Source organism: Terriglobus sp. YAF25 (assembly GCF_052113305.1).
GTDB lineage: Bacteria > Acidobacteriota > Terriglobia > Terriglobales > Acidobacteriaceae > Terriglobus.
In genome coordinates, this window is sequence record NZ_JBFRCY010000133.1 from 1 (window position 1) to 23,523 (window position 23,523).

The 23,523-nt window shown below is 59.0% G+C and carries 20 protein-coding genes and 1 pseudogene; 14 read left to right on the plus strand and 7 right to left on the minus strand.

Going from position 1 to position 23,523, the window contains the following annotated elements; all coding sequences use genetic code 11:
• Both AB4043_RS07375 and AB4043_RS07380 read right to left on the minus strand, forming a co-directional pair.
• A pseudogene (locus AB4043_RS07375) lies at positions 1-373 on the minus strand (hypothetical protein); the annotation flags it as partial.
• Positions 374-411: 38 nt separating this feature from the next.
• On the minus strand, positions 412-1,716 hold the full coding sequence (locus tag AB4043_RS07380; RefSeq protein WP_442303121.1) for a helix-turn-helix domain-containing protein: 1,305 nt from the start codon (positions 1,714-1,716) through the stop codon (positions 412-414).
• A 318-nt stretch (positions 1,717-2,034) separates the two neighbouring features.
• Between AB4043_RS07380 and AB4043_RS07385 the strand changes: the two genes are divergently transcribed.
• From AB4043_RS07385 to mctP, 8 genes are all read left to right on the plus strand, one after another.
• Positions 2,035-2,952 (plus strand): hypothetical protein, encoded by a 918-nt coding sequence (locus tag AB4043_RS07385; RefSeq protein WP_442306766.1) that lies wholly within the window; start codon positions 2,035-2,037, stop codon positions 2,950-2,952.
• Positions 2,949-6,899 (plus strand): TonB-dependent receptor domain-containing protein, encoded by a 3,951-nt coding sequence (locus AB4043_RS07390; RefSeq protein ID WP_442306767.1) that lies wholly within the window; start codon positions 2,949-2,951, stop codon positions 6,897-6,899. The genes AB4043_RS07385 and AB4043_RS07390 overlap by 4 nt, the downstream gene beginning before the upstream one ends.
• Before the next feature lie 37 nt (positions 6,900-6,936).
• Positions 6,937-8,547, plus strand: a complete 1,611-nt coding sequence (locus AB4043_RS07395; protein WP_442303118.1) for an FAD-dependent oxidoreductase — start codon at positions 6,937-6,939, stop codon at positions 8,545-8,547.
• 111 nt (positions 8,548-8,658) lie between these two features.
• Entirely contained in the window at positions 8,659-10,578 is a 1,920-nt protein-coding gene (locus tag AB4043_RS07400) for a hypothetical protein (protein WP_442306768.1), read from the plus strand.
• Positions 10,579-10,589: 11 nt separating this feature from the next.
• Positions 10,590-11,174: a hypothetical protein gene (locus tag AB4043_RS07405; protein ID WP_442306769.1), complete on the plus strand. Its 585-nt coding sequence runs from the start codon at positions 10,590-10,592 to the stop codon at positions 11,172-11,174.
• A gap of 23 nt (positions 11,175-11,197) precedes the next feature.
• Positions 11,198-13,384, plus strand: coding sequence for a hypothetical protein (locus tag AB4043_RS07410; protein WP_442303116.1), 2,187 nt, complete (start codon positions 11,198-11,200; stop codon positions 13,382-13,384).
• A 51-nt stretch (positions 13,385-13,435) separates the two neighbouring features.
• Entirely contained in the window at positions 13,436-13,630 is a 195-nt protein-coding gene (locus tag AB4043_RS07415) for a DUF3311 domain-containing protein (protein WP_442303115.1), read from the plus strand.
• Positions 13,631-15,196 (plus strand): monocarboxylate uptake permease MctP, encoded by a 1,566-nt coding sequence (gene mctP, locus AB4043_RS07420; protein WP_442306770.1) that lies wholly within the window; start codon positions 13,631-13,633, stop codon positions 15,194-15,196.
• On the opposite strand, the gene AB4043_RS07425 is transcribed toward mctP, so the two are convergent.
• From AB4043_RS07425 to AB4043_RS07445, 5 genes are all read right to left on the minus strand, one after another.
• On the minus strand, positions 15,188-15,841 hold the full coding sequence (locus AB4043_RS07425; RefSeq protein ID WP_442303113.1) for a hypothetical protein: 654 nt from the start codon (positions 15,839-15,841) through the stop codon (positions 15,188-15,190). The two genes, mctP and AB4043_RS07425, sit on opposite strands and share 9 nt — an antisense overlap.
• Positions 15,842-16,094: 253 nt before the next feature.
• Entirely contained in the window at positions 16,095-16,571 is a 477-nt protein-coding gene (locus tag AB4043_RS07430; RefSeq protein WP_442303112.1) for an SRPBCC family protein, read from the minus strand.
• A gap of 56 nt (positions 16,572-16,627) precedes the next feature.
• A complete protein-coding gene (locus tag AB4043_RS07435; protein WP_442306771.1) occupies positions 16,628-17,035 on the minus strand; it encodes a VOC family protein in 408 nt (135 codons plus the stop codon).
• A 146-nt stretch (positions 17,036-17,181) separates the two neighbouring features.
• The gene (locus AB4043_RS07440; RefSeq protein ID WP_442306772.1) at positions 17,182-17,613 is read right to left on the minus strand and encodes a DoxX family protein; all 432 of its coding nucleotides are present in this window, start codon (positions 17,611-17,613) and stop codon (positions 17,182-17,184) included.
• 234 nt (positions 17,614-17,847) lie between these two features.
• Positions 17,848-18,786, minus strand: coding sequence for a sigma-70 family RNA polymerase sigma factor (locus AB4043_RS07445; RefSeq protein ID WP_442306773.1), 939 nt, complete (start codon positions 18,784-18,786; stop codon positions 17,848-17,850).
• 47 nt (positions 18,787-18,833) lie between these two features.
• On the opposite strand from AB4043_RS07445, the gene AB4043_RS07450 reads away from it, so the two are divergent.
• The 6 genes from AB4043_RS07450 (at position 18,834) to AB4043_RS07475 (ending at position 23,238) form a co-directional block, all read left to right on the plus strand.
• Positions 18,834-19,286 carry a hypothetical protein gene (locus AB4043_RS07450; RefSeq protein ID WP_442303109.1) on the plus strand — a complete coding sequence of 151 codons (453 nt, stop codon included), beginning with the start codon at positions 18,834-18,836 and terminating at the stop codon, positions 19,284-19,286.
• A 6-nt stretch (positions 19,287-19,292) separates the two neighbouring features.
• Positions 19,293-20,651 carry a hypothetical protein gene (locus tag AB4043_RS07455; protein WP_442303108.1) on the plus strand — a complete coding sequence of 453 codons (1,359 nt, stop codon included), beginning with the start codon at positions 19,293-19,295 and terminating at the stop codon, positions 20,649-20,651.
• Positions 20,652-20,678: 27 nt separating this feature from the next.
• Positions 20,679-20,801 (plus strand): hypothetical protein, encoded by a 123-nt coding sequence (locus AB4043_RS07460; RefSeq protein WP_442303107.1) that lies wholly within the window; start codon positions 20,679-20,681, stop codon positions 20,799-20,801.
• 120 nt (positions 20,802-20,921) lie between these two features.
• The gene (locus AB4043_RS07465) at positions 20,922-21,473 is read left to right on the plus strand and encodes a cupin domain-containing protein (protein WP_442303106.1); all 552 of its coding nucleotides are present in this window, start codon (positions 20,922-20,924) and stop codon (positions 21,471-21,473) included.
• Between the two features lie 17 nt (positions 21,474-21,490).
• Entirely contained in the window at positions 21,491-22,450 is a 960-nt protein-coding gene (locus AB4043_RS07470; protein WP_442306774.1) for a hypothetical protein, read from the plus strand.
• A gap of 158 nt (positions 22,451-22,608) precedes the next feature.
• Positions 22,609-23,238, plus strand: coding sequence for a hypothetical protein (locus AB4043_RS07475; protein WP_442303104.1), 630 nt, complete (start codon positions 22,609-22,611; stop codon positions 23,236-23,238).
• Positions 23,239-23,523: the final 285 nt, after the last annotated feature.

Here is a 23,523-nt window from a genome sequence, read left to right on the forward strand (position 1 = left end):
GCTCCCGTGCAATGCCCGGATAGATCTTGCTGTCGGCCGAGCTCAGCTCCCGTGCAATGCCCGGATAGATCTTGCTGTCGGCCGAGCTCAGCACAAACTCGCCGACATCGCCATGCGGTATTCCTTCGTGAGCGACGGCCTCTGGTGCGGGCTGATGTGTCGGTCCAAGAATGAAGTTGCCATCCTGGTCCGCTGGCGGAAGCTCCCCATCGGCCAGATCTTTTGCCTCGACATAACCGGCTGTGTGCGGATCACGCGTCGGCGCCGGTGGCCGGACCGGTGTGGTGGGTGAAGCTGCGGTCTGCGCGTGCGCTCCCACATACGTGGCCAGTAGAAGGATGGAACAGGAGAGACGGTAGAGAGACAGACGCATCGCAGCTTTCACCTCGATGCGAAGTATATCTGCGAGTGTTACCGGGTTTCTTTAGCCAGCGGTTTGAGAGCTGCAACCCAGCTACGCAGCGGTGTAGTTCCGTTCACCTCAGAGAGCACTACCGCATCGAAGAACTCCGGATTGCCGTGTGTGGCCCGGGCCTTCTGCAGGTCGGCAAGTCCGTTCACCGAGGTCAGATACGAGATCAGCGCGTTGGTGTGGTAACCGGCCAGCACCAGGACGAAGCTATCGGAAGAGTGCCCCGGAAGCAGGGCAACGATTCCCGGGGCCACGATCCTTGTCGGTGACTCACGCACTGTTTCGAAGTGCACCGGAGCCTTAAGACCAGGTGTTGCATCTTCGATGAACTGCTTATGCTCCGGGATGCGGAAGTGAAGCTTGTCCAGATACGCCTGGTACGGCGCCAGCGTTCCCACCGTGCCCAGCAGGATCAGGTTTGCGCTGTCGGCCGACTCCGGTGAGAGCTCGGTGCTGCTCGATGGACTGATCTTTGTCCCCAGCGGCTGGAGGTATTGCGCCAGGCGAAAGACCGCGCGCGTGTCTGATGCCACCGTGTAGTCCTGCGCCAGGATCGGCTTTCCCCGTTGCGCTTCCAGTCCAGACAATGATGGTGAACGTTCAAGATCGTGGTACGAGTTAACTGCCGGATCGCGCACCACCAGCGTGTCCCCGTTCTTATCGACCCAGGTGAAGAAGACTGGATTTGGAAAGACGATCTGGGTCGGCCGCCCACCCTTTAGTAGATTCGCCCAGAAGGGTGAGACTGCGACGGAAGACGACCCAACCGCAGCAAGCTGGCTCCTGCGCTCCCACCGTGAGCCAAGCAGCCATCCAATCGCGAGCGTTCCCAGGGCTGCAACACAGAACCAGAGGTATCGGGATGCTGACGGCTTGGCCGCCACGGCCTCCGGAACTACTGCCGACCTAATCGAAGCCGGAATCTCTCGCACCGAGAGATCAGGGGCCACACCCTCTTTGGCGACGGGTTCCGCCTGGAGCTGGTAAGAGCCCAAAGGAATCGAAAGCCGCCACGGGTCCTGGGTGCCTTCGTCGTCGTAGAACTCTTTCAGCTTCTGGCGGAGACGCGCCACCTGCACACGCACCGCGGCATCGGTCCTTGGATCGAAGTCTGATCTGCGGTCCAGCGCCTCAGTGGCGATGGCGTATTCGTTCAGCTCTTCCGCACGGTGTTCCCAAAGGTAGACCAGCAGGCGCTTCATCGCGGGCGACTTCTCAAGCAGGCGGCTGGCCAAGGGGCCACGCAGCTCTACAGCACCATCCGCACTCTCCGCTGCACCCGAAAGAAGAGACGATGTCGTCATGCCGCGCGCCCTTCCGCGAAACCCTACGAAACCTTGTAGGTTGTTGAAAAAAAGACGTTACATCGTAACATAACCCCTCGCAACTCGACAATTTGCCGCCTCGGGATCGAACCTTGCCGACGTCTCAATGGAGGGCCTGTAACTTGTTCGTCCACACACAGTTTTCAAAAAAATTCGTTTCCCCTATCTCCTGGTCTCTGTCCGCAATCGGTCGTTCTCTCGTCCTCATGCTTGTCTTGCTGACAGTCTCACTCCTCACACCGGCTTCCGCTCAACCTGCGCGACTCGCTCGGTCTCATCGCACTCACGCCCGGCACCGTGCTCGGACCCAACTTTAGCGACGGAGGCGGCGGCAATGTCGGCCGTAACTACTTCCGCTCCGACTTCAACGTCGGCGGAGGACGCAGCGGGTCACAGGCCATCATGCTCGACGGAGCGCCCAACACCACCGGCGACGTCAGCCGTGCCGTCATCAGCCCACCGGTTGATGCCGTGCAGGAGTTCAAGGTGCAGGCCACCAGCTATGACGCGCAGTTCGGCCGTACCTCAGGCGGCATCGTCAATGTACTGACCAAGTCCGGCACCAACGACATTCACGGCAGTGTCTATGACTTCGAGCGCGACAGCTCGATGGACGCCAGCAACTACTTCGCGACCGGTAACGTCCCCAACTACCACCGCCGCCAGACCGGCGGTGTGGTCGGCTTCCCCATCCTGCGCGATCGCTGGTTCATGTTCGGTGACTTCGAGGCGCTGCGGCAGCAGCTTCCGGTCAGTACCCTCTCCAGCGTGCCCACGCAGGCGCAACGCTCTGGCGACTTCTCCTCGACCTACTACCAGGCTCCTGCTTCCAGCGCTCCTGCGCAGGTGCTCATCTACGATCCGGCCACATATAACGCCACCACCGGACGCCGCACGGCCTTCAAGGGGAACATCGTTCCCGCAAACCGCATCAATCCGGTGGCGCTGAACATCCTGAAGTCCTATCCGCTGCCCAACCAGCCGGGCAATGCCGTCACCAACGTCAACAACTACATCTATACCGACAACTCGGTCACCAACACCAACAAGTACGACTTCCGCACCGATCTTCACCCGGGACAGAAGACCACGATCTTCGGCCGCTTCTCGCGGCAGACCGATGCTCGTATCGTTCCCGGAGCCATGCCGCCTGCAATCGCGGGTACAGTGACTGACGATCACTACATGCTCCGCAGCTCCCCATCATCTCGATGACGGACTATCGTGCACTCACCCAGAAGAGCTCCGTCGGACAGCAGCATCAGCCTCGAAATAACTACGTCACCACCGGCTTGCTTACCTATACGCGCGGACGCCACTCCTGGAAGTTCGGCGCGGAGTACTGGATTCTCAACTTCAACGAGTATCAGAACGCTAACTCTTCCGGTACGCTGAAGTTCGATCACACCTTCACCCAGCAGAATCCAACTGCGGCTACCAGCAAGACGCAGGGGAACGACCTGGCCAGTTTCCTGCTCGGGATTCCGTCGGGTGTAAGCTCGACCACCGGCGCTGCGGGAAGCTACATCCGCAAGGTCGCGAGTATCTCCACCGGCGGCTTGTACTCCGCTCTCTTCGTGCAGGATGACTTCCGCGCTACCTCACATCTCACGCTGAACTTCGGTCTACGCTGGGACCTGAGCCGCGGAAATCGCGAGAAGTACAACCGCGTCGCATGGTTCGATCCCACGGCTCCCAGTCCTCTCGCCGGTCCGGCCCATCTTCCCAACCTCACCGGTGTCGCCGTATGGGCGGGCAGCGGTCAGTCGAGAGATCAGCAGGAGACCAAGTGGACCAACTTCAATCCGCGCTTCGGCTTCGCCTACCAGTTGCCGCGTCAGGCCGTGCTGCGCGGAGGCTACGGCATCTTCTTCCTTCCCAAATCCGTGCAGGCCAGCGGCGCAGGCGCGATTGGAACAACGGTCGATACGCTGATGCCGATCGACAGCGTGATCCCAACAAACTCTTTGACCGATCCATTCCCGCAGGGCGCAACGCTTCCCAGCAATAACCGCGATCCGAATACAGGCGCCGGTTCCACCATCAGCATTCCGCTCTATCACTACACCTCGGGCTACGTGCAGATGTTCAGCCTCGACTTCCAGAAGCAGCTCCCCTATGGATTCGTGCTCGACATGCACTACTGGGGGAACCTGGGAACGCATATCGCTACCTCGAAGAACCTGAACCAGTTGCCCAATCAGTATCTGAGCCTCGGTTCGAAGCTCACCACGACCACTGTTCCCAACCCGTTCTATGGAGTCCTGGCGAACCAGTCCGCGCCCGGGCAGAAGACCATTACCCTGCGCCAGTCGCTGTTACCTTACCCGCAATATGTCGGCGACGGCGGAGTGGTGCAGGCCTACGAGCCAGCCGGAAAGACCAATTACAATGCCGGCACGGTGCAGGTGACCAAGCGCTTCTCGAAGGCGCTCAGCGTAAACGTCGCCTACACCTATGCGAAGTCGATGGATAACCTCGGCGTTCCGCTGGACTCCTACAATCGCGCCGGAGAGTACGGCCTTTCCGATCAGGACGCTACACATCAGGCCATCATCAGTTTCCTTGGCCAGCTTCCCTTCGGCCGTGGAAGGCGCTTCGCGCACGACATGAACCGCTTGATGGAGACGGCGCTTGGCGGCTGGGATGCAAACACCATCATCCGCCTGCAGTCCGGCTTCCCGGTCAACATCGCTCGTCCGGCGGTCCTTGCTCCAGGTGCGAACGCGCAGCTCGATAACCCGACACCGCAACAGTGGTTCGATACCAGCGTCATCACCAGCGCAGGCTCCTACTCCTTCGGAAACATGGGTCGCCAGATTCCGCATGTGCGCAGTGACATGCTGCAGAACGTCGACTTCGTTCTGGTGAAGAACATCGCCGCAAGCTGGCACGACCACACCATCACCACGCAGTTGCGTGCGGAGTCCTACAACTTCCTCAATCACCCGCAGATGTCGGCGCCAAATGGAACGCCTACATCGGCCAACTTCGGCACAGTCACCACGATCGCGACTTTCGCCATGCAGCAGACGAGCATCGCACAACCCTCAGAGACGGCTGTAGTGATCTATGGCGCCACTCCTGCAGGTATTACAGCTGCAGTGGCAGCCGCACGCGAAGGCAGGCATGTCGTTCTTGTTGAGCCGTCGGCGCACATCGGCGGTATTGTCGCCGGAGGCCTGACGAAGACTGACATCGGACGACGAGAGACCATCGGTGGCTTGCCTGCCGAGTTCTTTGCCAGGGTTCTGGCCCACTATGAGCACGCCTTTGGTAAAGATTCCGAACAGGCTCGCGCGACCAAAGGCGGCATCTTCTTTGAGCCACATGTGGCAGAACAGGTCTTCGCAGAGATGCTCTCGGGCGCGAAGGTCACGGTTCTCAAGGAGCGGCAGCTCACAGCAGCTTCACTTGGTCCCAATCATCTGCAGTCGATCACAGTGCAGGCTCCGGATAAGAGCCTGCAGCAGCTCGCCGGCAAAGTCTTCATCGATACCTCGTATGAGGGCGACCTGATGGCGGCGGCGCATGTACCGTATCGTGTGGGTCGTGAGGGCTCTGCGGAGTATAACGAATCGCTGGCGGGCATGAACCGCGGTCCGCGCGAGCTGATCGGGAAAGGAGATCAGCGGCTTCAGGCCTACAGCATCCGTTCCACGATTACGAACCGCGCGGACCTTCGGGTGCCCTTCCCAAAACCGCAGCACTACACGCCTGAGGCCTTTGCAGATTTCCTCGCGCACATTCACCAGAAGAACATTCACACCTTCCAACAGCTCTTTCCAGACGTTCCTGAGTGGGGACCGGTAAATGGAAAGTCCGACCCCAACAAGGCAGACGATGTCGACGGAAACCTCAACTACGTCGAGGCGGATCCGGCAACGCGCCGTGCCGTCTATGAGCACACCCGCGATCTCTGGCTGACCTTCTGGTACATGCTGCAGAACGATCCATCGTTGAGCGATGAGTTCAAGCAGACCGCGCACGAATGGGGCCTGCCAAAAGACGAGTTCGCAGACACGGGCAACGTCTCTTCACAGCTCTACGTTCGCGAGGCTAGGCGGATGATCGGCCGCTACCTGATGACCCAGAACGATGTGCAGCACGACCGCACAAAGCCCGACGGAATTGCCATCGGCAGCTACGTTATCGACTCGCATCCGGTGCAAACCATCCTTACGGATAAGGGCCTCATCCAGGAGGGTGGAAACATCGCCGGATGGACCGATCCCTACAGCATTCCCTATCGCTCCATTACGCCTGCCAGTCCTGACAATCTGCTTGTTCCTGTCGATCTCTCGGCGACGCACATCGCGTACTGCACCATCCGCATGGAGCCGGTCTTTATGGAGCTTGGTCAGGCGGCTGGTTTGGCCGCATCGATGGCGATCGAGAAGAATCTCTCGGTTCAGGCAATCTCGACGGACGAGTTGCGCAGGCGGCTCAGCGAGCAGAAGATCCCGCTCGATCCCATGTTCCGTCCGCGCGTCGCCWTCGASATGGACGACCCGGCCGCGCCGGGAGCTGCAACTCAATTCCACGTGAAGACGCTTGAGGTGCACTCGCCTCTCACGCAGTACTTCTGGAACTTCGATGGATCGGGCAGCGTGCAGAGCACCGATGCTGCGCCGAAGTGGACCTTCGTTGCGGGCAAACCATATACGGTCAGCCTTACCGTGGTGGACTCCGACGGAAACTCCTCGCTGATTGCTAAGCGCACCGTTGGGACAGCAGCGGATGGAACACCCGATGTGACGATGAGCTATGAGCAGGCGCAGGAGCATGGTCTATGGGATAAGACCGCAATTGCCGGTCTGGATGAACGAGACCTCGTCGCCTGGCACGACCTGAACAACGACAAGGGCAAGAAGTCGGTACGGTTCGAAGCAAAGCTGTCGCGGCCTGGAACCTATCGCCTCGCGATCGCTTATCCCAAGAGCATCAGGCGAGCGACCAATGTGCCCATTACCGTGACCACGAATCAGGGAACCCGCACGCTTCACCTTAATGAGAAGGTCAAGGACACGCCATTCGCCTTTGTCCCTCTCGCCGACTTCCACATCGCTCAGGGGGAATCGCCCTCCGTGACCGTCGGTACCGCCGGCACTGACGGCGATGTTGCGATCGAAGCCATCCGCTGGCTGTGGATCGGGGAGTGACCCGGTGGATGAAACTCACTTACTGCAAAAGGAAATTATGCGACCGACTCGAATTCTCTTGCTGCTGCTTCTGTCCCTGCTGTCGACTCCGCGTTCCATGATGGCCGCGGAAAAGGATGTGTACGACGTCGTGGTCTACGGAGGGTCGGCCTCCGGAATCATCGCCGCCGTGAGCGCTGCGCGTAACGGAGCGTCAAAGGTTGCGCTGGTCTCGGCCAATCCTCATCTGGGCGGCATGGTGACCAACGGGCTATTTCGCACGGATGTTGGCCGTCCCAGCGTCATCGGCGGCATTCCGTATGAGTTCTGGCAGCGCGGGGATACGTACTACCAGCAACACCACCTCACCCACGCCAGCATGTGGAATACGGAGCCGCATATCGCCGAGCAGATCTTCAATGACATGCTGAAGGAAGCTAAGGTCGTTGTCGCTGCCGGCAGCCGGCTGAAAGAACACGGCGGCATCAAAAAGGAAGGCAAGCAGATCGTCGCCATCAACACCGAGGATGGCAAGACGTTTCGCGGCAAGGTCTTCATCGATGCAACCTATGAGGGCGATCTCATGGCCTTCGCCGGAGCCTCCTATATTGTCGGCCGCGAGTCGCAGAAGCAGTACGGGGAATACTCCGCCGGCGTGCGTGATGCTCACTCCGAACATATCAAGGCATTGGACGCCGAGGGTAAGCTGCTCGCCGGCGTGATGCCACATCGCGAAGGCAACGTCGGTGACGCCGACAAGAAGACCCAGGCGTATAACTTCCGCGTCGTCCTCTCACACGACAAGAAGAATCAGCTTCCCTATCCCAAGCCCACGCACTATAACCCGCATCTCTACGACGTGCTGTTGAACCGCATGCTGGTTGCGGCGAGTCACGATTCCGACGAGCGTCTGGTCAAAGGCTTCTGGCCGGCCCTGGCGATTGCCAGCGATAAGGCCGACCTGAATTACGCCGACTTCGTCGCCGGAAGCTGGGACTATCCCGATGCGAACTACGCCACACGCGAACGCATCTGGCAGCAGCACTATGACTTCATTGCCGGCATGTTGTGGTTCATGGCGAACGATCCGCGCGTACCCAACGCTCTCCAGAACGCTGTCAACGAGTGGGGTCTGGCGAAGGATGAGTTTGTCGACCACAACAATTGGCCCTATGAAGTCTACGTGCGCGAGGCCCGCCGCCTGATTGGCGACTACGTCATGCGGCAGCAGGATGTCGTTGAAAACCTCACCAAGCCTGACTCCGTTGGCCTCGGCAGCTACGGCCTGGATGTCCATCCAGTACAGATGTTCGCGGACGAGAAGGGTGAAGTCGCAACCGAGGGCGTTCCGCAGCGTACCGAGCAGGTGCGGATGAAGCACGTTCCCTATCAGATGCCGTATCGCATTCTGCTTCCTAAGGCGTCAGAGCTTACCAATCTGCTGGTCACGATCTGCCCATCCACCAGCCACGCAGCTTACTCCACGCTTCGCATGGAGCCGCAGTACATGATTCTGGGGCAGGCGGCCGGCGCGGGCGCTGCGCTGGCGGTGAAGAACAAGGTTGCCGTACAGGCCGTCGATATCAAGGCGCTGCAGCAGAGCCTGCGTTCCGGTAACGCCATCCTCGAAGTTGATCTCACACAGTTCAAAGACGTGTTGAACCAGTAGTGCCTCAAAGGAGACCGCCATCCTGCGGTCTCCTTCCTTTTCCCATGGCTGGTTGTATCACCCGCTTTGCCGTTCAATTCACGACAGATCGGTGTTCCTGAAAGGAGCTCCATGTCCCAACTTGCGCGTTTTACATCTGGTATCGCAGCTCTCATGCTTCTGGCAGCCTCATCGGCGGTTGGCCAGACCATACCCGCCGGAGCGCTTCTGAAGCACCAGCCCTCCGGAACCACTAACTACGTCTTCAACTCTTCAGTCATGCTGACTCCGCCGGCCGCGCCCGCTGATGCTTCCGCCACCATTCAGGCGGCGATCAACACCATGGCCTCCGCCTCGTTGTCCAAGGGTGGCGTGATTCTGCTCGCGCCGGGGACCTACTATCTTGCCCATACGCTGCAGCTCGAAGGCAGCGGAGTTACCCTGGTCGGCGTTAGAGCCGTAACCTCCACCGGCCAGAACGGAAGCTATCCCACACTGACCTACGACGACTCGCTGATCGATGACGACTACAACAATCGCAGCGCTATCGAAACGACACTTGGCGTGGATGTTCCCATCATCGATACGCCGGCCGCGATCCGCTTCAACGGCAACGCGGACTACTCCGGGACCCGCACCTTCAACTACGGTGGCCTGATCGGGATCAACCTGACCTTTACCGGGACTGCGGGTTCGGGTAGCGAGGGAGACACCGCCACCGGTTTGGCTATGAATCTGCCGCATCAAACACTCGTTCGCGATCTGACTATTACCAACGCATACAACGGTCTCGACGTTGGCGACAGCACCAGCCCCTACTTCCTGAACATCAATATTTCCGGTGTACGAGGGACATTCGGTGCGCGGCTGGGAACGTTCAATACCGATGCGATCAAGATGCATGCGCTCACGGTCACCGCAAGCACTGGTAATACGAGTACGACCCTGGCGATCATTCCCGCCAACATGGAGCTGATCGGTGGCAATCTCTCCGGAGGCGGTGTCGGACTTCACATCACCGGTGCTGACTCCACCACCTTCGCCAACGATGTCTACCTGCGCTCTCTGCTGATTCAGCACACCAATGCGCAGGGAATGCTGGTCGACTTCGCACGGCAGGTCTACGTCAGTGATACCACCATCAACTACGCCGGTGCAGAGGCTATCAAGGTGACACCGAACTTCTATGGCGGCCTTGCGTTGACGAACCTTCGGACCTCTTACACCGGCCTGAGCGCCATCCGCGTACAGCGAGGCATGAACATCAACCTGGTCAATGCCGTCCTGCTGAACAGCGGTCAGCGCAAGTCAAGCGCGAGCTCTGATGACCTGCCCATCGCCGATCTCTCCGTAGACTCCAGCGTCACCTCGCTGAACGTCGTCGGCGGACGTTTCGGCTCCGCGAATGGAACGACAGTTCACGAGGACTGGGGTATGTATGTCAGCACTACCAGCCCGCTTTATACGCCGTGGCATACGCCTACGTTGATTGCTTCGAACATCGACTTTCTCAACATCCCTACGGCGCAGCGGAGCTCCGGCATCACCATCACCAACCCCAGCGGCTACTACACGCTCTACAACGCCGGCTACTTCAACCCGCCGGCAGAGGATGGCTGGTCGCTTCAGAACCTGCCTACCGATCCGGTCGGAACCGGTGTGATGGCCGTGGTCAAAGGCTTCAATCTGTATGACCTGCCCGAAATTCGCGATCGCCAGTGGATCGATCTCACCTCCTCTTCGCTTAGTACACATCCTGTGGTGGACAGTTCCGGAAACATCAACGCGGCGAACTTCACCTATTGGGAAGACATCGCAGCCAACCAGTTTCCGGAAGGCGCTGTGCTGTATCTGCCAGCCGGCCACTTCAATAGCAGCTTCAGCTCGTACACGCGCAAGATCTACAACCTATCGAATCCGCTTGTGATCAACCATGCCGCCATCCAGGTGCTCGGCGATGGCCGCAACATTACCCGGATCAGATTCCGGATCTCGAGTGGATCCGTCTTGTCGGTGGAGTCACACGCTTCCGCACCGACTCAGGGACACTGATCGAAGGCAGAGTGGGTTACCAGACGGTCGCCAACGATCAGGGAACACCGCACAATCTCTCGTCGTTCAAGTTCGCAATCGATCATGCCTATGTTTACGGAGCCGACCTGCAGCAGGCCACCGATGCCGACTTCGACGAGCCCTGGATTAACACCCGCAACATCGCCTTCTTCGCCGAGAGCGGTGTCAGCGGAAACCTCAGGATTCTCACCTCCGGCAGCCGCGGAGCAGCCTTCGAGGCTTTCCTATTGCAGGGTGGCGCCACGGTCTCACTCATCAACTGCCAGATCGGCAATAACTCCAACCGATGGACTCCGTACAGCACCATGCAGACACGACCGCTCTCCGGTGTGTATGTTGGACCATCTGTGGGCAGTACGGTCTTTGTTGGTGGCATGAATGGCTGGATCGCCAATTCCAGTTATGCCAATGCCTCCGTCAACGGCAACCTGCAGGACTATGGAATCATTCTTGGGACAGGTGCTTCGACCTCGGCCTATACCGTCTACGGAACCGACCTCTACGGCAACAATGCCGCGAAGGTAGGGCAACAGACCGGAGGCGGTACGGGCGCAACCGTATTGATCCCTAACTGAGCATCAGGAGACGCGCTCTAATCATGCCGGTCGATACGAGACCATCAAGCTGGAAGCATTTCCTCACCATGGGAGCGGTCGTCGTCACGATGATCGCTCTCGGGTTCAGCCATGCCCAGGGGCAGGATGCAGAGGCTATCAACTTCCAAACTCATGCTCTCTGGTCGCCGCGGCTGAACATCGAGGCCGGCACGGCCATCGTCTATGGCATCGACGCCACGCTTCCCCAGCGCGTCGAAAGCTGGCGCAGTCACGGATATCACGTTGCGCTTATGACCGGCGTCTCCTGGGGAGAGTACAGCGATTATCTCGACGGCCGTTTCGACGGCAAGAAGCACTGGGACGAAGCCCAGATGGACCGCGATGGGAAGATGGTCCTGCACGGCAGCAATCCCCGCATCCCTTACATCGCTCCATCGGCCTCGTATGGAAAATTCCTTGCAGCCGGAGTGCTGCGCGCTCTCGATGCCGGTGTCGAAGCGGTCTTCCTGGAGGAGCCCGAGTTCTGGGCGAAGTCCGGCTGGAGCGAAAGCTTCAAACGCGAGTGGCAGGCCTTCTACGGAACTCCATGGGAATCACCCGACAGCTCGCCGGACGCACAGTATCGCGCATCGAAGCTCAAGTACTTCCTCTATCGCCGCGCGCTTGCGGATGTCTTTGCCGCAGTGAAGCAGTACGGAGACGCACATCACAAAAGAATTCCCTGCTACGTCGCGACTCATTCATTGGTGAACTACGCGCAGTGGCGCATTGTCAGTCCGGAGTCGTCGCTGATCGATGTCGGCGCCGATGGATACATCGCGCAGGTCTGGACCGGAACATCGCGCACACCCAACGCTTATGACGGCAAGGTGCAGGAGCGTACCTTCGAGGCCGCCTTCCTGGAATACGGCGCCATGCAGAATCTCGTCCGCGCCTCAGGCCGCAAGGTCTGGTACCTGAACGATCCCATCGAAGACAATCCCAACCATACCTGGGAAGACTATCGCTTCAACTGGGAGAGCACGYTGACGGCATCGCTCTTTCAGCCGGAGGTCAGCAGCTACGAGCTTGTGCCGTGGCCCGAGCGCATCTTCGGTCCGCGAGGCGTCTATCCCTCGGAGGCTGATCCATCCAAGCGGGTGCCTATAGCGGCTTCCTATGAGACGGAGCTCCAGACCGTTTTCCATGCTCTCGGCCAGATGAAGAAGAGCGCAGGCCGTGCACAGTGGCTGGCAGCGGGCTCACAAGGAATCGGTGTTCTGGTCTCAGACGCCCTGATGTTCCAGCGCGCCACGCCCTCTTCTTCTGATGAGCGGTTGAGCTCCTTCTTCGGCCTGTCGTTGCCGCTGGTCTCTCACGGCATCCCGGTGGAGCCGGTCCAGATCGAAAGCTTCCACCAGGCGAAGATTGCCGACCGTTATCGCTGCCTGCTGCTCACCTATGAAGGGCAGAAGCCGCCGTCCATCGCCTTCCACCATGCACTCGTCAATTGGGTAAAGGCTGGTGGAGTCCTCGTCGTGATCGATGACGGAAAAGATCCGTATCAGGCCGTCACCGATTGGTGGAATGCCGCGCCGCGTCACTATGCCCGCCCGATGGATGAACTCTTTGAAGAGCTCGGTATCGCGAGCTCGCAGACCGGTGTCGTGCATGTGGGCAAAGGAGCAGTGCTCCACGAGGCCGCATCGCCGACCGCGCTGGCGATGCAGGCGGATGGTTCGCACCATCTCCTCAACAGCGTCAAGACTGCGCTCGCGGCAAGGTCGATGCGACTCGAGGAGAGCGATCGCCTTGTCCTTCGCCGTGGACCATACATCATCGCGAAGGGACTTTCTGAAGCAACGACCGCTTCTTCCGGTAAAGCATCCGGATATTACGTCGATCTCTTCAGTGCCAACATGGACGTGCTGCATACCTACGCGCCCAAAGGGAACACGCACCGCTTCCTTCTCGATATTGCGGCCATCAGCACTGCAACGCCAACGGTCATTGCATCTGCGGGACGCATTAGCAACGAACACAATGAACAGAAGTTACTGACCTTCTCCGCCGATGGCATTGAAGGCTCCACGGCCATGGTTCGTATCAAGACAGCCTCCGCCGTTACCGGAGTACGTGTGAACGGCGCTGCCCTCGACCATACCGCCTTCGGCTCTGACGGCGCCACCGCATGGCTGCGTTTTCCGCAGCATGCATCGCCACAAACGATCGAAGTGCATTTCAAATAGTCTGCGCCGCAATTACGGCGTGGAACCGCTGCATCATTTTGGGAGTCATACATGAAGCTCGCGCAAAACACTAAAAGCCGATGGACGTGGCTGCTCGTCCTTCCTTATCTCGGTCTTCTTTTGCCGTTTCTCTATGCACGGCGTACGCCGGAGATCTACGGGGTGCCGTTTTTCTACTGGTACCAGTTCGTCTGGGTTTTTCTCACTGCGGCACTGACCGGCATTGTCTACTGGAGGACACGCTAAATGCAGCTCCTTCACTCCCCAGCCTTTCTTGTCTTCCTCGCGATCCTTGCCGCTGTCTCTGTGCTTGGTTTCCTCGGTGCCCGTTGGAAGCGCGGGGACCTCGACCAGCTCGACGAATGGGGTCTTGGCGGCCGGCAGTTCGGCACACTGATCACGTGGTTCCTTGTGGGCGGTGACTTCTACACCGCCTACACCATCATCGCTGTGCCGGCTCTCGTCTTCGGCACCGGCGCAATGGGTTTCTTCGCGCTGCCTTATACCATCATCGTGTATCCGTTTGTCTTTCTTGCCATGCCACGCCTGTGGTCCGTCGCCCGCAAACACGGCTACATCACACCGGCTGACTTCGTGCATGGCCGCTACGGCAGCCGCACCCTGGCGACGCTGGTGGCCATCACCGGCATTACGGCAACCATGCCGTACATCGCCCTGCAGCTTGCCGGCATGGGAGCCGTGCTGGCGCAGCTTGGCCTTACTGGAGATTCCTGGATCCAGCAGGATCTGCCGCTCCTCGTCGCATTCCTCGTCCTGGCGCTCTACACCTATTCGAGCGGTCTGCGCGCCCCGGCCATCATCGCGATCGTGAAAGACGTTCTGATCTATGTCGTCGTTATCGCCGCCATCGTCATCATTCCTGCAAAGGCCGGTGGTTACACCCACATCTTCTCCGGGGCAGATGCTGTCTGGAGCCGCCAGAACACGGCATCGCTCATTCTGCTTCCCAGGGACTACACCGCCTACGCCTCGCTTGCACTGGGTTCCGCTCTGGCGGCGTTCATGTACCCCCATACCGTGACCACCATGCTCGCTTCGAGCAGCGGCCAGGTCATTCGCCGCAATGCGGTGCTCCTGCCCGCATATACCTTCCTGTTGGGGCTTATCGCTCTCTTCGGTGTGGTCGCGGTCGCTGCCGGAATTCACCCCGCAACCTCCAGCGGAGTCGTGCCGGAGCTGATGACCGGTTTCTTCTCGCCCTGGTTCACCGGTCTTGCCTTTGCTGCCATCGCGCTGGCGGCGATGGTGCCGGCGGCGATCATGTCGATCGGAGCCGCCAACCTCTTCACCCGCAGCATCTACCGCGCCTACTTCCGGCCTCATGCAACGGCACAACAGGAGTCGCGCGTCGCCAAGAATGTTTCCTTCGGCGTCAAGTTTGGAGCACTGCTCTTCGTCTTTACCTCATCGCACGATTTCGTCATCAACCTGCAACTGCTGGGCGGAATCTGGATTCTGCAGACCTTCCCTGCCATCACCTTCGGTCTCTGGAAGAGGGTCTTCCATCACCAGGCTCTCATCGCCGGTTGGGTCGCCGGGATGACCGTAGGAACATCGATGGCCGCGGCGCTGCGCCTGCACTCCTCTGTCTATGCACTCAACATCGCAGGCACAAACATCAGGCTCTATGCCGGCATCTGGGCACTGATGGCGAATATCGTTGTCGTGTGGCTGACGTCGATGCTTCTCGACCGCACCGGTATCCAACGCAACCACGACGAAACTGCACACGCCGATTATCAGGACGAGTGTGGCGTCTCCGAGGTTCTCATCAAAACGGTGTCATCGTGAATCAACGGTTCCCTGTCTTCGTACCCTCCACCCAATCGTCTGAATCACGACCGCCGCAACGCTCAGGCAGGCAAACACAACCACCCATGGAAGCTTGCGTTTCTCGATCATCTGGTACGCAACTCCATGCGCGATGGTGAGCCCGAAAGTGACATAGGCCCACTGCTGTATTGCCTTCCAACGCCCTACCCCGAGGCGGCGTAGCGAAAGGTCGTTCGAGATCGCCAGCAGCACCAGAAAGAGTAACGCCGCCCCCAGCCCGACAAAGTTGGCGAAACCAAACTCCGTATTCTGGATCGCCAACGGATGCAGGCGCTTGAAGAAGTACATCCACATCCGCCCCCGCAGATGCACCGTCAAGCCAACGGCGGTATGTACCAGCGCAAGTATTGCGGCCCAGATGCCGATATCTCTGCGCAGGTCGAAGCTCACCGGGTTTGGTCTGCGGCGAAGAACGTTCCACGGACCAAGCCACAGCGAAGCCACAAAGAAAGCTAGGCTGGCATACGCTGTTGCCATGCTGAGCCGATGCCTGAAGTCAGGAGGAGGTGTCGCAAGATAAGCGCCGGCGGTGATGATGATCGCGCTCATAGCGAGCAGGCTGTGCCGCTTCGTGCGGTTCACCCAGTATGCTGTGCTGCCCATAACTTTGTTTCTCTCTTGTAGACATGGTTGCGGACGTTCTACGTCCCGGCAGTTCCGCCCATCCTTCTTACCATTGCGGAACGGTCTTTGCGAAGTAGATGAACCAAGCGGACAAATGGGCGTGAAGCCAGCCTGCTCTCCATCGCATAGTGGTCCCGGGCACGAATTCTGCCAGCGAAGCGAAAAACGGCCCATGTCCCTATGGGGACATGGGCACGTGGAGATGGTTGATCTCAAATATGGCGCGGGGCTTCTATAGTCCACCAACTAACTTCGCAAGCTGCTCCGTGCAGACCTTCCACCCCTCATGGAAGCCCATCTTCTCGTGTGCTTCGCGATCCGCCTCGGTCCAGTGGCGCGCGACCGCGGTGTACTTCGTCTTCCCCTCGTATGCCTCAAACGTAAGCGTGACGGTCATGAAAGGCTTCTCCGAGGGCGCCCATGCGTCGGTATAGGCGTCGGTGAAGACCACACGCTCATTCGGCACTACCTCCAGATAGACGCCGCGGGATGGAAACTCCGTTCCGTCCGGACCGCGCATTACGAACATCGTCGTTCCGCCTGCACGAAGGTCAGTCTCCGCATGCGTGGTCGTGAACGGTAGGGGAGCGATCCACTGTTTCATCAACTCCGGTTCCGTCCATGCGCGAAACAGCTTCTCCGGTGCGGCGTCAATCACGCTGGTAAGAATTAGGTCGCGGCCTTTGGTCTCTGTCGTCGTGTTGCTCATACGTCCATTGCTCCTTTTACTGTGAAGATGTGAAGTCGATGTGTTATCGCGGCTTATTAAGAAAGGGCGCAGTTGAAGAACCACTGGATTCCGAACTTGTCGGTCAACATGCCGAAACGTGCGCCCCATGGCATATCGCTCAGCGGCAGGCGAATCGTACCGCCGTCTGCAAACACAGCAAAGAACTGTTCCAGCTCAGCCAGTGACTCGCAGTCGACTGAGACCGTAAAGTTGTTCCCGGCATGGACCTTGCCACCGGGCGCTGAGTCCGAGGCCATCAGAATGGCTTGACCCCTGTAGTTCAACTGGCTGTGCATGATCATGGCATCGGCATCGCTCGAAGGCTGACCTTCGGCATTGGGATACGGGGTGAGCTGCAGCTCCGTGCCAAGACATTGTTGATAGAAATGCATCGCCTGGCGGCAGTTGCCTTCAAAGTGCAGAAATGCAAGAACGCTCTTCATCGTGATCTCCTTGTGTCGAGTTGTGGGGGGGATTTAGAGCATTTTCCTGTTGCGGAGTATCCCGTGAGGAGTGTGCAGCGGCGTTTTCATTGAGGAAAACGTCCCTAGATGCACAAGCCCCGCACGACGCCTACAGGAAAAATGCTCTAGCGTGCGAAGACAGTCTTCAGCCGCCAGTCGCGCAGATAGAGGCCTGCCCAGGCAATCGCGCCAAAGACAACCGGGAACAGGATGTTGAACCAGCCTGCGCTGACGCGAACATGTGTTGCCACCGCTCCACCCAGGTAGCCCGTCAGCAGCACCGCGCCCAGAATGGCGGTGCGGGGAATGAGGTAGAGAAGTGTGCTCAGCAGCAGCACTACACCGAGGCCGATGATGCAGCTTTCGGGATAGCCGAGCTGCACGGTGGCCTGCACCACAAAGGGCGGCTTAACCAGCTTCATGCCGGCATCCATCAGAAAGAAAGCCGCGGCCAGCCAGCTCAACACGCGTCCGACCCAGAGTTGGGTTCGGGAAACGGTGTTCTGTGCGGGGTAGGTTGAAAAGCTCTCAGAGTTCGCAATCGTTTGTGCAGTCATGGTTCGTGTTCTCCTTTACGAACGCATTGACTGCCCCGGCGACCAAAACTCATCGGTCTAACCCAAAAATTCTTTGCCGGGTTCAACTAGCAACCAGGAACTAGGCTGTATCGACAAATTCAAGTTTGAGTTTTCTTGGGAAATTGGGTGTATTTCGCTTTCTGTATCTTCTTGAGATAAGCCACAACGATGAAATTGGCGACGGTAAGCACCAAAGGTGCGCTCTATACCAGCCTAGGGTGAAGCCCTATTCGGGCGGTATTGCACAAATGCAGGCCAGCCGGAGGCAGAGGTTGGGAACAAGCGCGATCCCTTGCAGCCGCAACCCAGGCCCAGCATCCACGTCTGAATCTCCTCTGGCCCCTGCAGCCATAGTTCGAACGGAGGCATGCACAGCGTGACATCCTCACGCATCAGCGCCGTAAGCCCGGCGACGTCGTACTGTTCGAAAGCGGCGACATAGCGCCGCAGCATTCCCTGCTGGGCTGCGGTCAACGAAACCGGCTGTTCCTCACTGCGTTTCGCCAGCGTTGCCCGGGCGCGCTGCAATGCGCTGTTCACAGAAGGCACGGAAGTCTCCAGCGTCTCCGCCACCTCGGCGGCAGAGCACCCCAGAACCTCCGTCATCAGCAACGCGGCGCGCTGTCGTGGAGCAAGATTCTGCAGTGCTGCCACAAAAGCAAGCCGCACGCTCTGCCGCTGCACCACCTGTTCCGCCGGGCTGGCATCGTTCGATACCACCTGTGTATCCAGAATCGGTTCAATCCAGTACTCCTGCGGCTGCTGTGTCAACGACTCCAGCGGAGGCGCACCCGGAGAAGGCATTCCTTCGTCAACCGGCCGAGCACGCCGGCCACGCTTCTTCAGCTCATCGAGACATACGTTCGTGGCAATGCGGTACAGCCAGGTCTTCAAGGTCGAGCGGCCGTCAAAGCTCTCAAGGCTCTTCCACGCCCGGATCATCGTCTCCTRCACGGCGTCGTCCGCATCGAAGACAGATCCCAGCATGCGGTAACAGTGGCCGGTCAAAGCAGGYCGATACATCTCGATCTGGCTGATATCTACGGTCACAGAAGCGGAGTCGATTGTAGCGGTTCGGCGTAGCCGTTGTCCTTTGCCGGCTCCGATCCGGTAAACAAACGTATTGAAAACTTTGCCATCTTCAGCAATCATTCCAACACGCCATCAGGAACCATACTCTCCGCCGCAGGAGGTCTTCGATGTCGCACTATAAAAGCCTTTCCTCTCTCGGTCGTCCTGTCAGGATAGGGGAAGTTGCCTACTCCTTCGACAACCTGCAAAGTTCACCGGCTCTTCTGGTTGAATTAGGCCTGCGCCTCGACCCGCTGCGCACGCTGGTGGTGCAGGAAGACGCCGATGCTGCGGCGGTCGCCGGAGTTGTTGATGCCGGAGAGATCTCGCACATTGTCGTTCGTTCTCCACAGGGGCCTCTCACCGGCATTGTTGTGGTCGATTGGGCAACTGGCCGGATCGCCGGCATGCTCGATGCCACCGTAAAGGATTTTCAAAGCGCCATTACTGCTGTACAGCGCGGTGGAATTCGTGGCGGCAGTTATCACCACGAGTGGCTCACAACCGCCCGTCCCCCGCTGATCTACTGCCGCGGAGGACATTGGGCTGACGCCGACCCGTGCGACCTCCATAAGAAGTAGCCGGCAATGGGCGAACTGATCAAGCAGCTCGACATTCGCGGAATCTCATGGCGCAGCCTGTTTCTTACCGGTGCGTTTCCCGCTCTGCTGTGTGTCAACTGTGTGCTCGGGTATACGAAGGGCTGGCAGGGTTGCACGCAACTCATCGTGACCCTGGTGTCCTTCAAAACCGAATGGCAGAGCGTGCTGCGAATCCTCATCGCCTACCTTCTGCTCTGTGCGCTCTTTGTCGCATTGCGCGTTCCGATTCTCGTCTTGTACCGGCGTATTCCTCTCCCTCTCATACATGGCTGGTGTCTCCGGTGGCATGTCGGCAGAAGAAGATCCGCAAACACTGCAAAAGAGCAAGCTCTCTGGAAGATCTCTGTCGCCCGCTGGCATGAACGTGCTTTCGATGCCAATGTCTCCATGGTCGAGAGCGTACGGAAGAAACTTACGCTGCCGAGCGAAGACAAACTGAAACAGGTATGGAATCTTCGGCGTACGCAGATTGCCGCGAATGCGCACTTCGGGTCGTGGAGACGTTCTCAGTTACAGAAGGCTCTCGAATGGCTCTATGTGCTGGCATCGATCCGCGCTCTGGTGGCTCAGCGCGCCGCGGAGATCGCCGGGCGCGCTTCACAGAGCGATGCGGCAAACTGGCAGCAGGCACAGGACGAGCTTGGAATGATTGCGCCCTCCGGCTGGATCAATGAGGAGCTGCAGCGTTGGAGAGACCTCTGCCATTCCAATACCGCACAGGAGCGAATCGCTTCGCTCAACCGGCATGAGCTCTATGACAACTATGCCCGGGTGTTCCGCCGCGCCGAACAGTTTCCCTCGGAGGAGTGGATCGAGGCCACGCCGCTCGGCAATACGATGGCTGCGCTGGAAGGCTATTCCACGCTTCGCTATGGCATTGACACCAGCCTGCTATGGTCTCGTGTCGAGAAGGTTATTCCTGCCGCTCAGCGCGATGAGATCTATGCCGCCCAGACCGCCGTCTATGCCCTGCTGAACAGCTCCGCGGCCCTGTTCATCGCCGGTGTTGCGGCCATCGCCTGGACGGTAAAACATCTCTCTGAGGTCTGGCAAAGCACAGCCCGCCATCTCTCCCTCCTTGCCTGCTTCTTCCTTCTCGCCTGGATCTTTTCAAAGTTTGCGGTGTACGCGGCAGGGCAGCTTCGCTATCAAATCGAGGCAGGGGTCGATCTCTACACACCGCGTCTGCTCGCCGCGCTTGGCCTGGTTCCGAAAGACCTGGCCGAGCGCCGCAGTATGATCGAGTCCCTTGGCCGTTTCATGGATGGTTCCAGCGTATCCAGCTTCAACTTCGTCCTGCAGCCTTTGACCGATCCGGTTCTGTCGATCGAAAAATCAAAGTAAGACAGGGAAATTCAGGAAGAATCACTCATGGAGTCGCTGGTGTACTTGGTCTGGCTGGCGGCGCTTGCCCTGCTTTATCCACTCCGCCGCGGGTGGCCATGGTCAAATCCAGAAGACGCTCCTGGTGGCTCTTCTATCTATGACAGCTAAAACGCTGTCATCCTGAGCGCAGCGAAGGACCCGCTTTTCTGGTCGCCCGCTGAGGTCAATCCAGCCAACATCGTTAACGCGGTAGAATCCCATGCAACGCACGCCGAGAGGGAGATCTGGATGGACGCATTCGATCCACAACGCCGTTCCTTCCTCGTGGGCGCCGGCAGCCTCGGCCTGTCCCAGGTATTGCCGCCCGCTTCGGCTCAGACGAACAACCCGGTCCAGCAAGGCTATGTGCTCGGCGCTGCTGAAGGTGAAACCCTCATCCACTTTCGCGATCACGGCGCTATCATCATCAAGGCATCTCCGGTAACAGGTTCCGGCGAGCTCGCGCTTGGAACACAGCAGGTAATGCAGGGTACGGGAATTCCCGTTCACCGGCACTTTCATATGGACGAGGCCTTCTACGTCCTGGAAGGCAGCGGCAGCGTCCTTCTGAACGACGTTCCCCAGGGCTTCGAAAAGGGCGCAACCATCTTCATCCCGCGTAATGCGTGGCACGGCTTTCAGAACCCCGATCACGAACTGCTCCTTCTCTGGATGGTTTCGCCTCCGGGATTGGAAGGTTTCTTCCGCGAAACCTGCACCGCTCCCGGAACACCGTCCAAGCAACTCACCCGCGAACAGATCCACGCGATCGCACTTAAATACGGAACCGAGTTCCGATAGCTCTCCGGCGACCTCCGATGACTCCTCTAGACTGGCTACTCGAATCCGACCCCGCCATTCGCTGGCAGACGATGCGCGATCTGGTGGAATCCTCCCAATCGGCGGTCAACGAAGGAACTATTCGACAAGCTTCATCCGAGCGTTCCCGCATCCCAAACGAAGGYCTGGGAGCAAGGGTTCTCTACAGCCAGCAGCCGGATGGTTCATGGCTCCGGACCGACGAGCCCAAATGGGCATCAACGCTCGTGACCATGCTTCTGCTGCGATCCTTCGAAATCGATCCAGCCGATCCCGCCGTGGATGCGGCGGTTGTCCGGCTCGAGACCAGTCTCTGTTGGGATGACCATCCCGGCTTCTGGGACCTGCGGCCTCCCACACCCGGCGGCAATCCATTCTTCGAAGGCGAAGAAGAGCCTTGCATCAACGGCGGTGTGCTCGCGCTCGGCGGCTACTTCGGCCGTCCGTCCTCAACCCTCGCGCAACGTCTTATCTCGCAGCAGCTTGAAGATGGAGGCTGGAACTGCGACGCTCCAACCAGCAGCCGCTCCTCCTTCCACACCACCATCTGCGTCCTTGAGGGTCTGCTCGAGTATGAGTGCGCCGCCGGGCCGTCTCCAGAGATTGCCGCCGCCAGAGCCCGCGGTGAGGAATACCTGCTGGAGCGCAGCCTCTTCCGCAAGCTTTCGACCGGCGAAGTCGCAAACGCCGAATTCCTGGAGCTCGCCTTCCCGCCGCGCTATCACTACGACATTCTCCGCGCCCTCGATTACTTCCGCGCGGTTAACCGCGCCGATCCGCGGCTCAGCGAAGCAATCGGGGTTCTCAAGAGCCGCCGCCAGCCAGACGCCCGTTGGCTTCTCGACCGTGCTTACGACGAGGCGCTCCCGTTTCCGATGGGAGAGACAGTTGGTGGGCCCAGCCGGTGGAATACTCTCCGTGCCCTGCGCGTCCTTCGCTGGTACGAACGGCAAGCTTGACCCTACAGCGATGGGTATTGCCGAATTCACCGCCAGAATGCATGACGACGCAGCAGGAGAGGGGTATAGTCGAGGGCAAACGCTCTAGTCGAAAGAATGACTGGGACGGTGACAACTGCAATCCCTGCCCCGGCAACTAAAGTTGCATGAAACGGAAGGTGAAAGAAGCGTTGCAGATAATCGCGTTCTCGGTGAGCGCACTGGCCTTTGTCATGACGGCCTGCAAGAAGACAGCCACGGTCGCCCCTAACTATGCCGGCGCGATCGATACGTACTACGCCGCTCACCCTCTCTGCGTATGGCCGACGCCCCAGCAGTTCCCCGTACAAGTAGCGCACTCTGACCAGGACAAGACGCGTCAGTTCGACGCCCTGGTCGACCAGGGACTGCTGACCCGCACCTCGGCCGAGAAGAAGATCATCATCGTCTCCAAACAGATGAACAATTACGACATCAGCGAAAAGGGCCGCTCCGCCTGGACTACGGATCCATCCCAGCCCGGCTACGGCAACTTCTGCTATGGCCATCGCAAGGTTGCGTCGATTGACAGCAACACGCCTACCTCCGATCAGCCGGGCGCGACCACGACGGTGAACTATCACTACACCATCGACGGCGTCCCCGCCTGGGCAGAGGCCCCCGAAACCAAGATCGCCTTCCCAGCGATACAGTTCGCTCTCAGCGGACCTAAACCGACAACCGCAATGCTCACCAATACCCCGCAAGGCTGGCAACTCACCAAAGCCGCTAACAGCAGCACCGGCGACGACTCAGGCGTCGTGCAGTAGTTAGGGTGACAGATTCGGAAGCAGTACATATAAGCGCTGAAGGCGCGCTCTATACCAGCCTGGGGCAACGCCCCAGGTTAGCGGTATTAACAATCTAAAGGGCTGAAGGCCCGCTCTATAGAAATGCAGCTTGTGGGACTAGAACATTCTTCCTGTGGGTCTAATGTAGGGGTTCCGCACCTATGGGGTTCGCGCAATGAAAACGCTCTATTACTGCGTTTGTCGAGCACCAACCGTCCGGGTTGTCATCCTGAGCGGAAGCGAAGGACCTGCTTTGTTCAACCT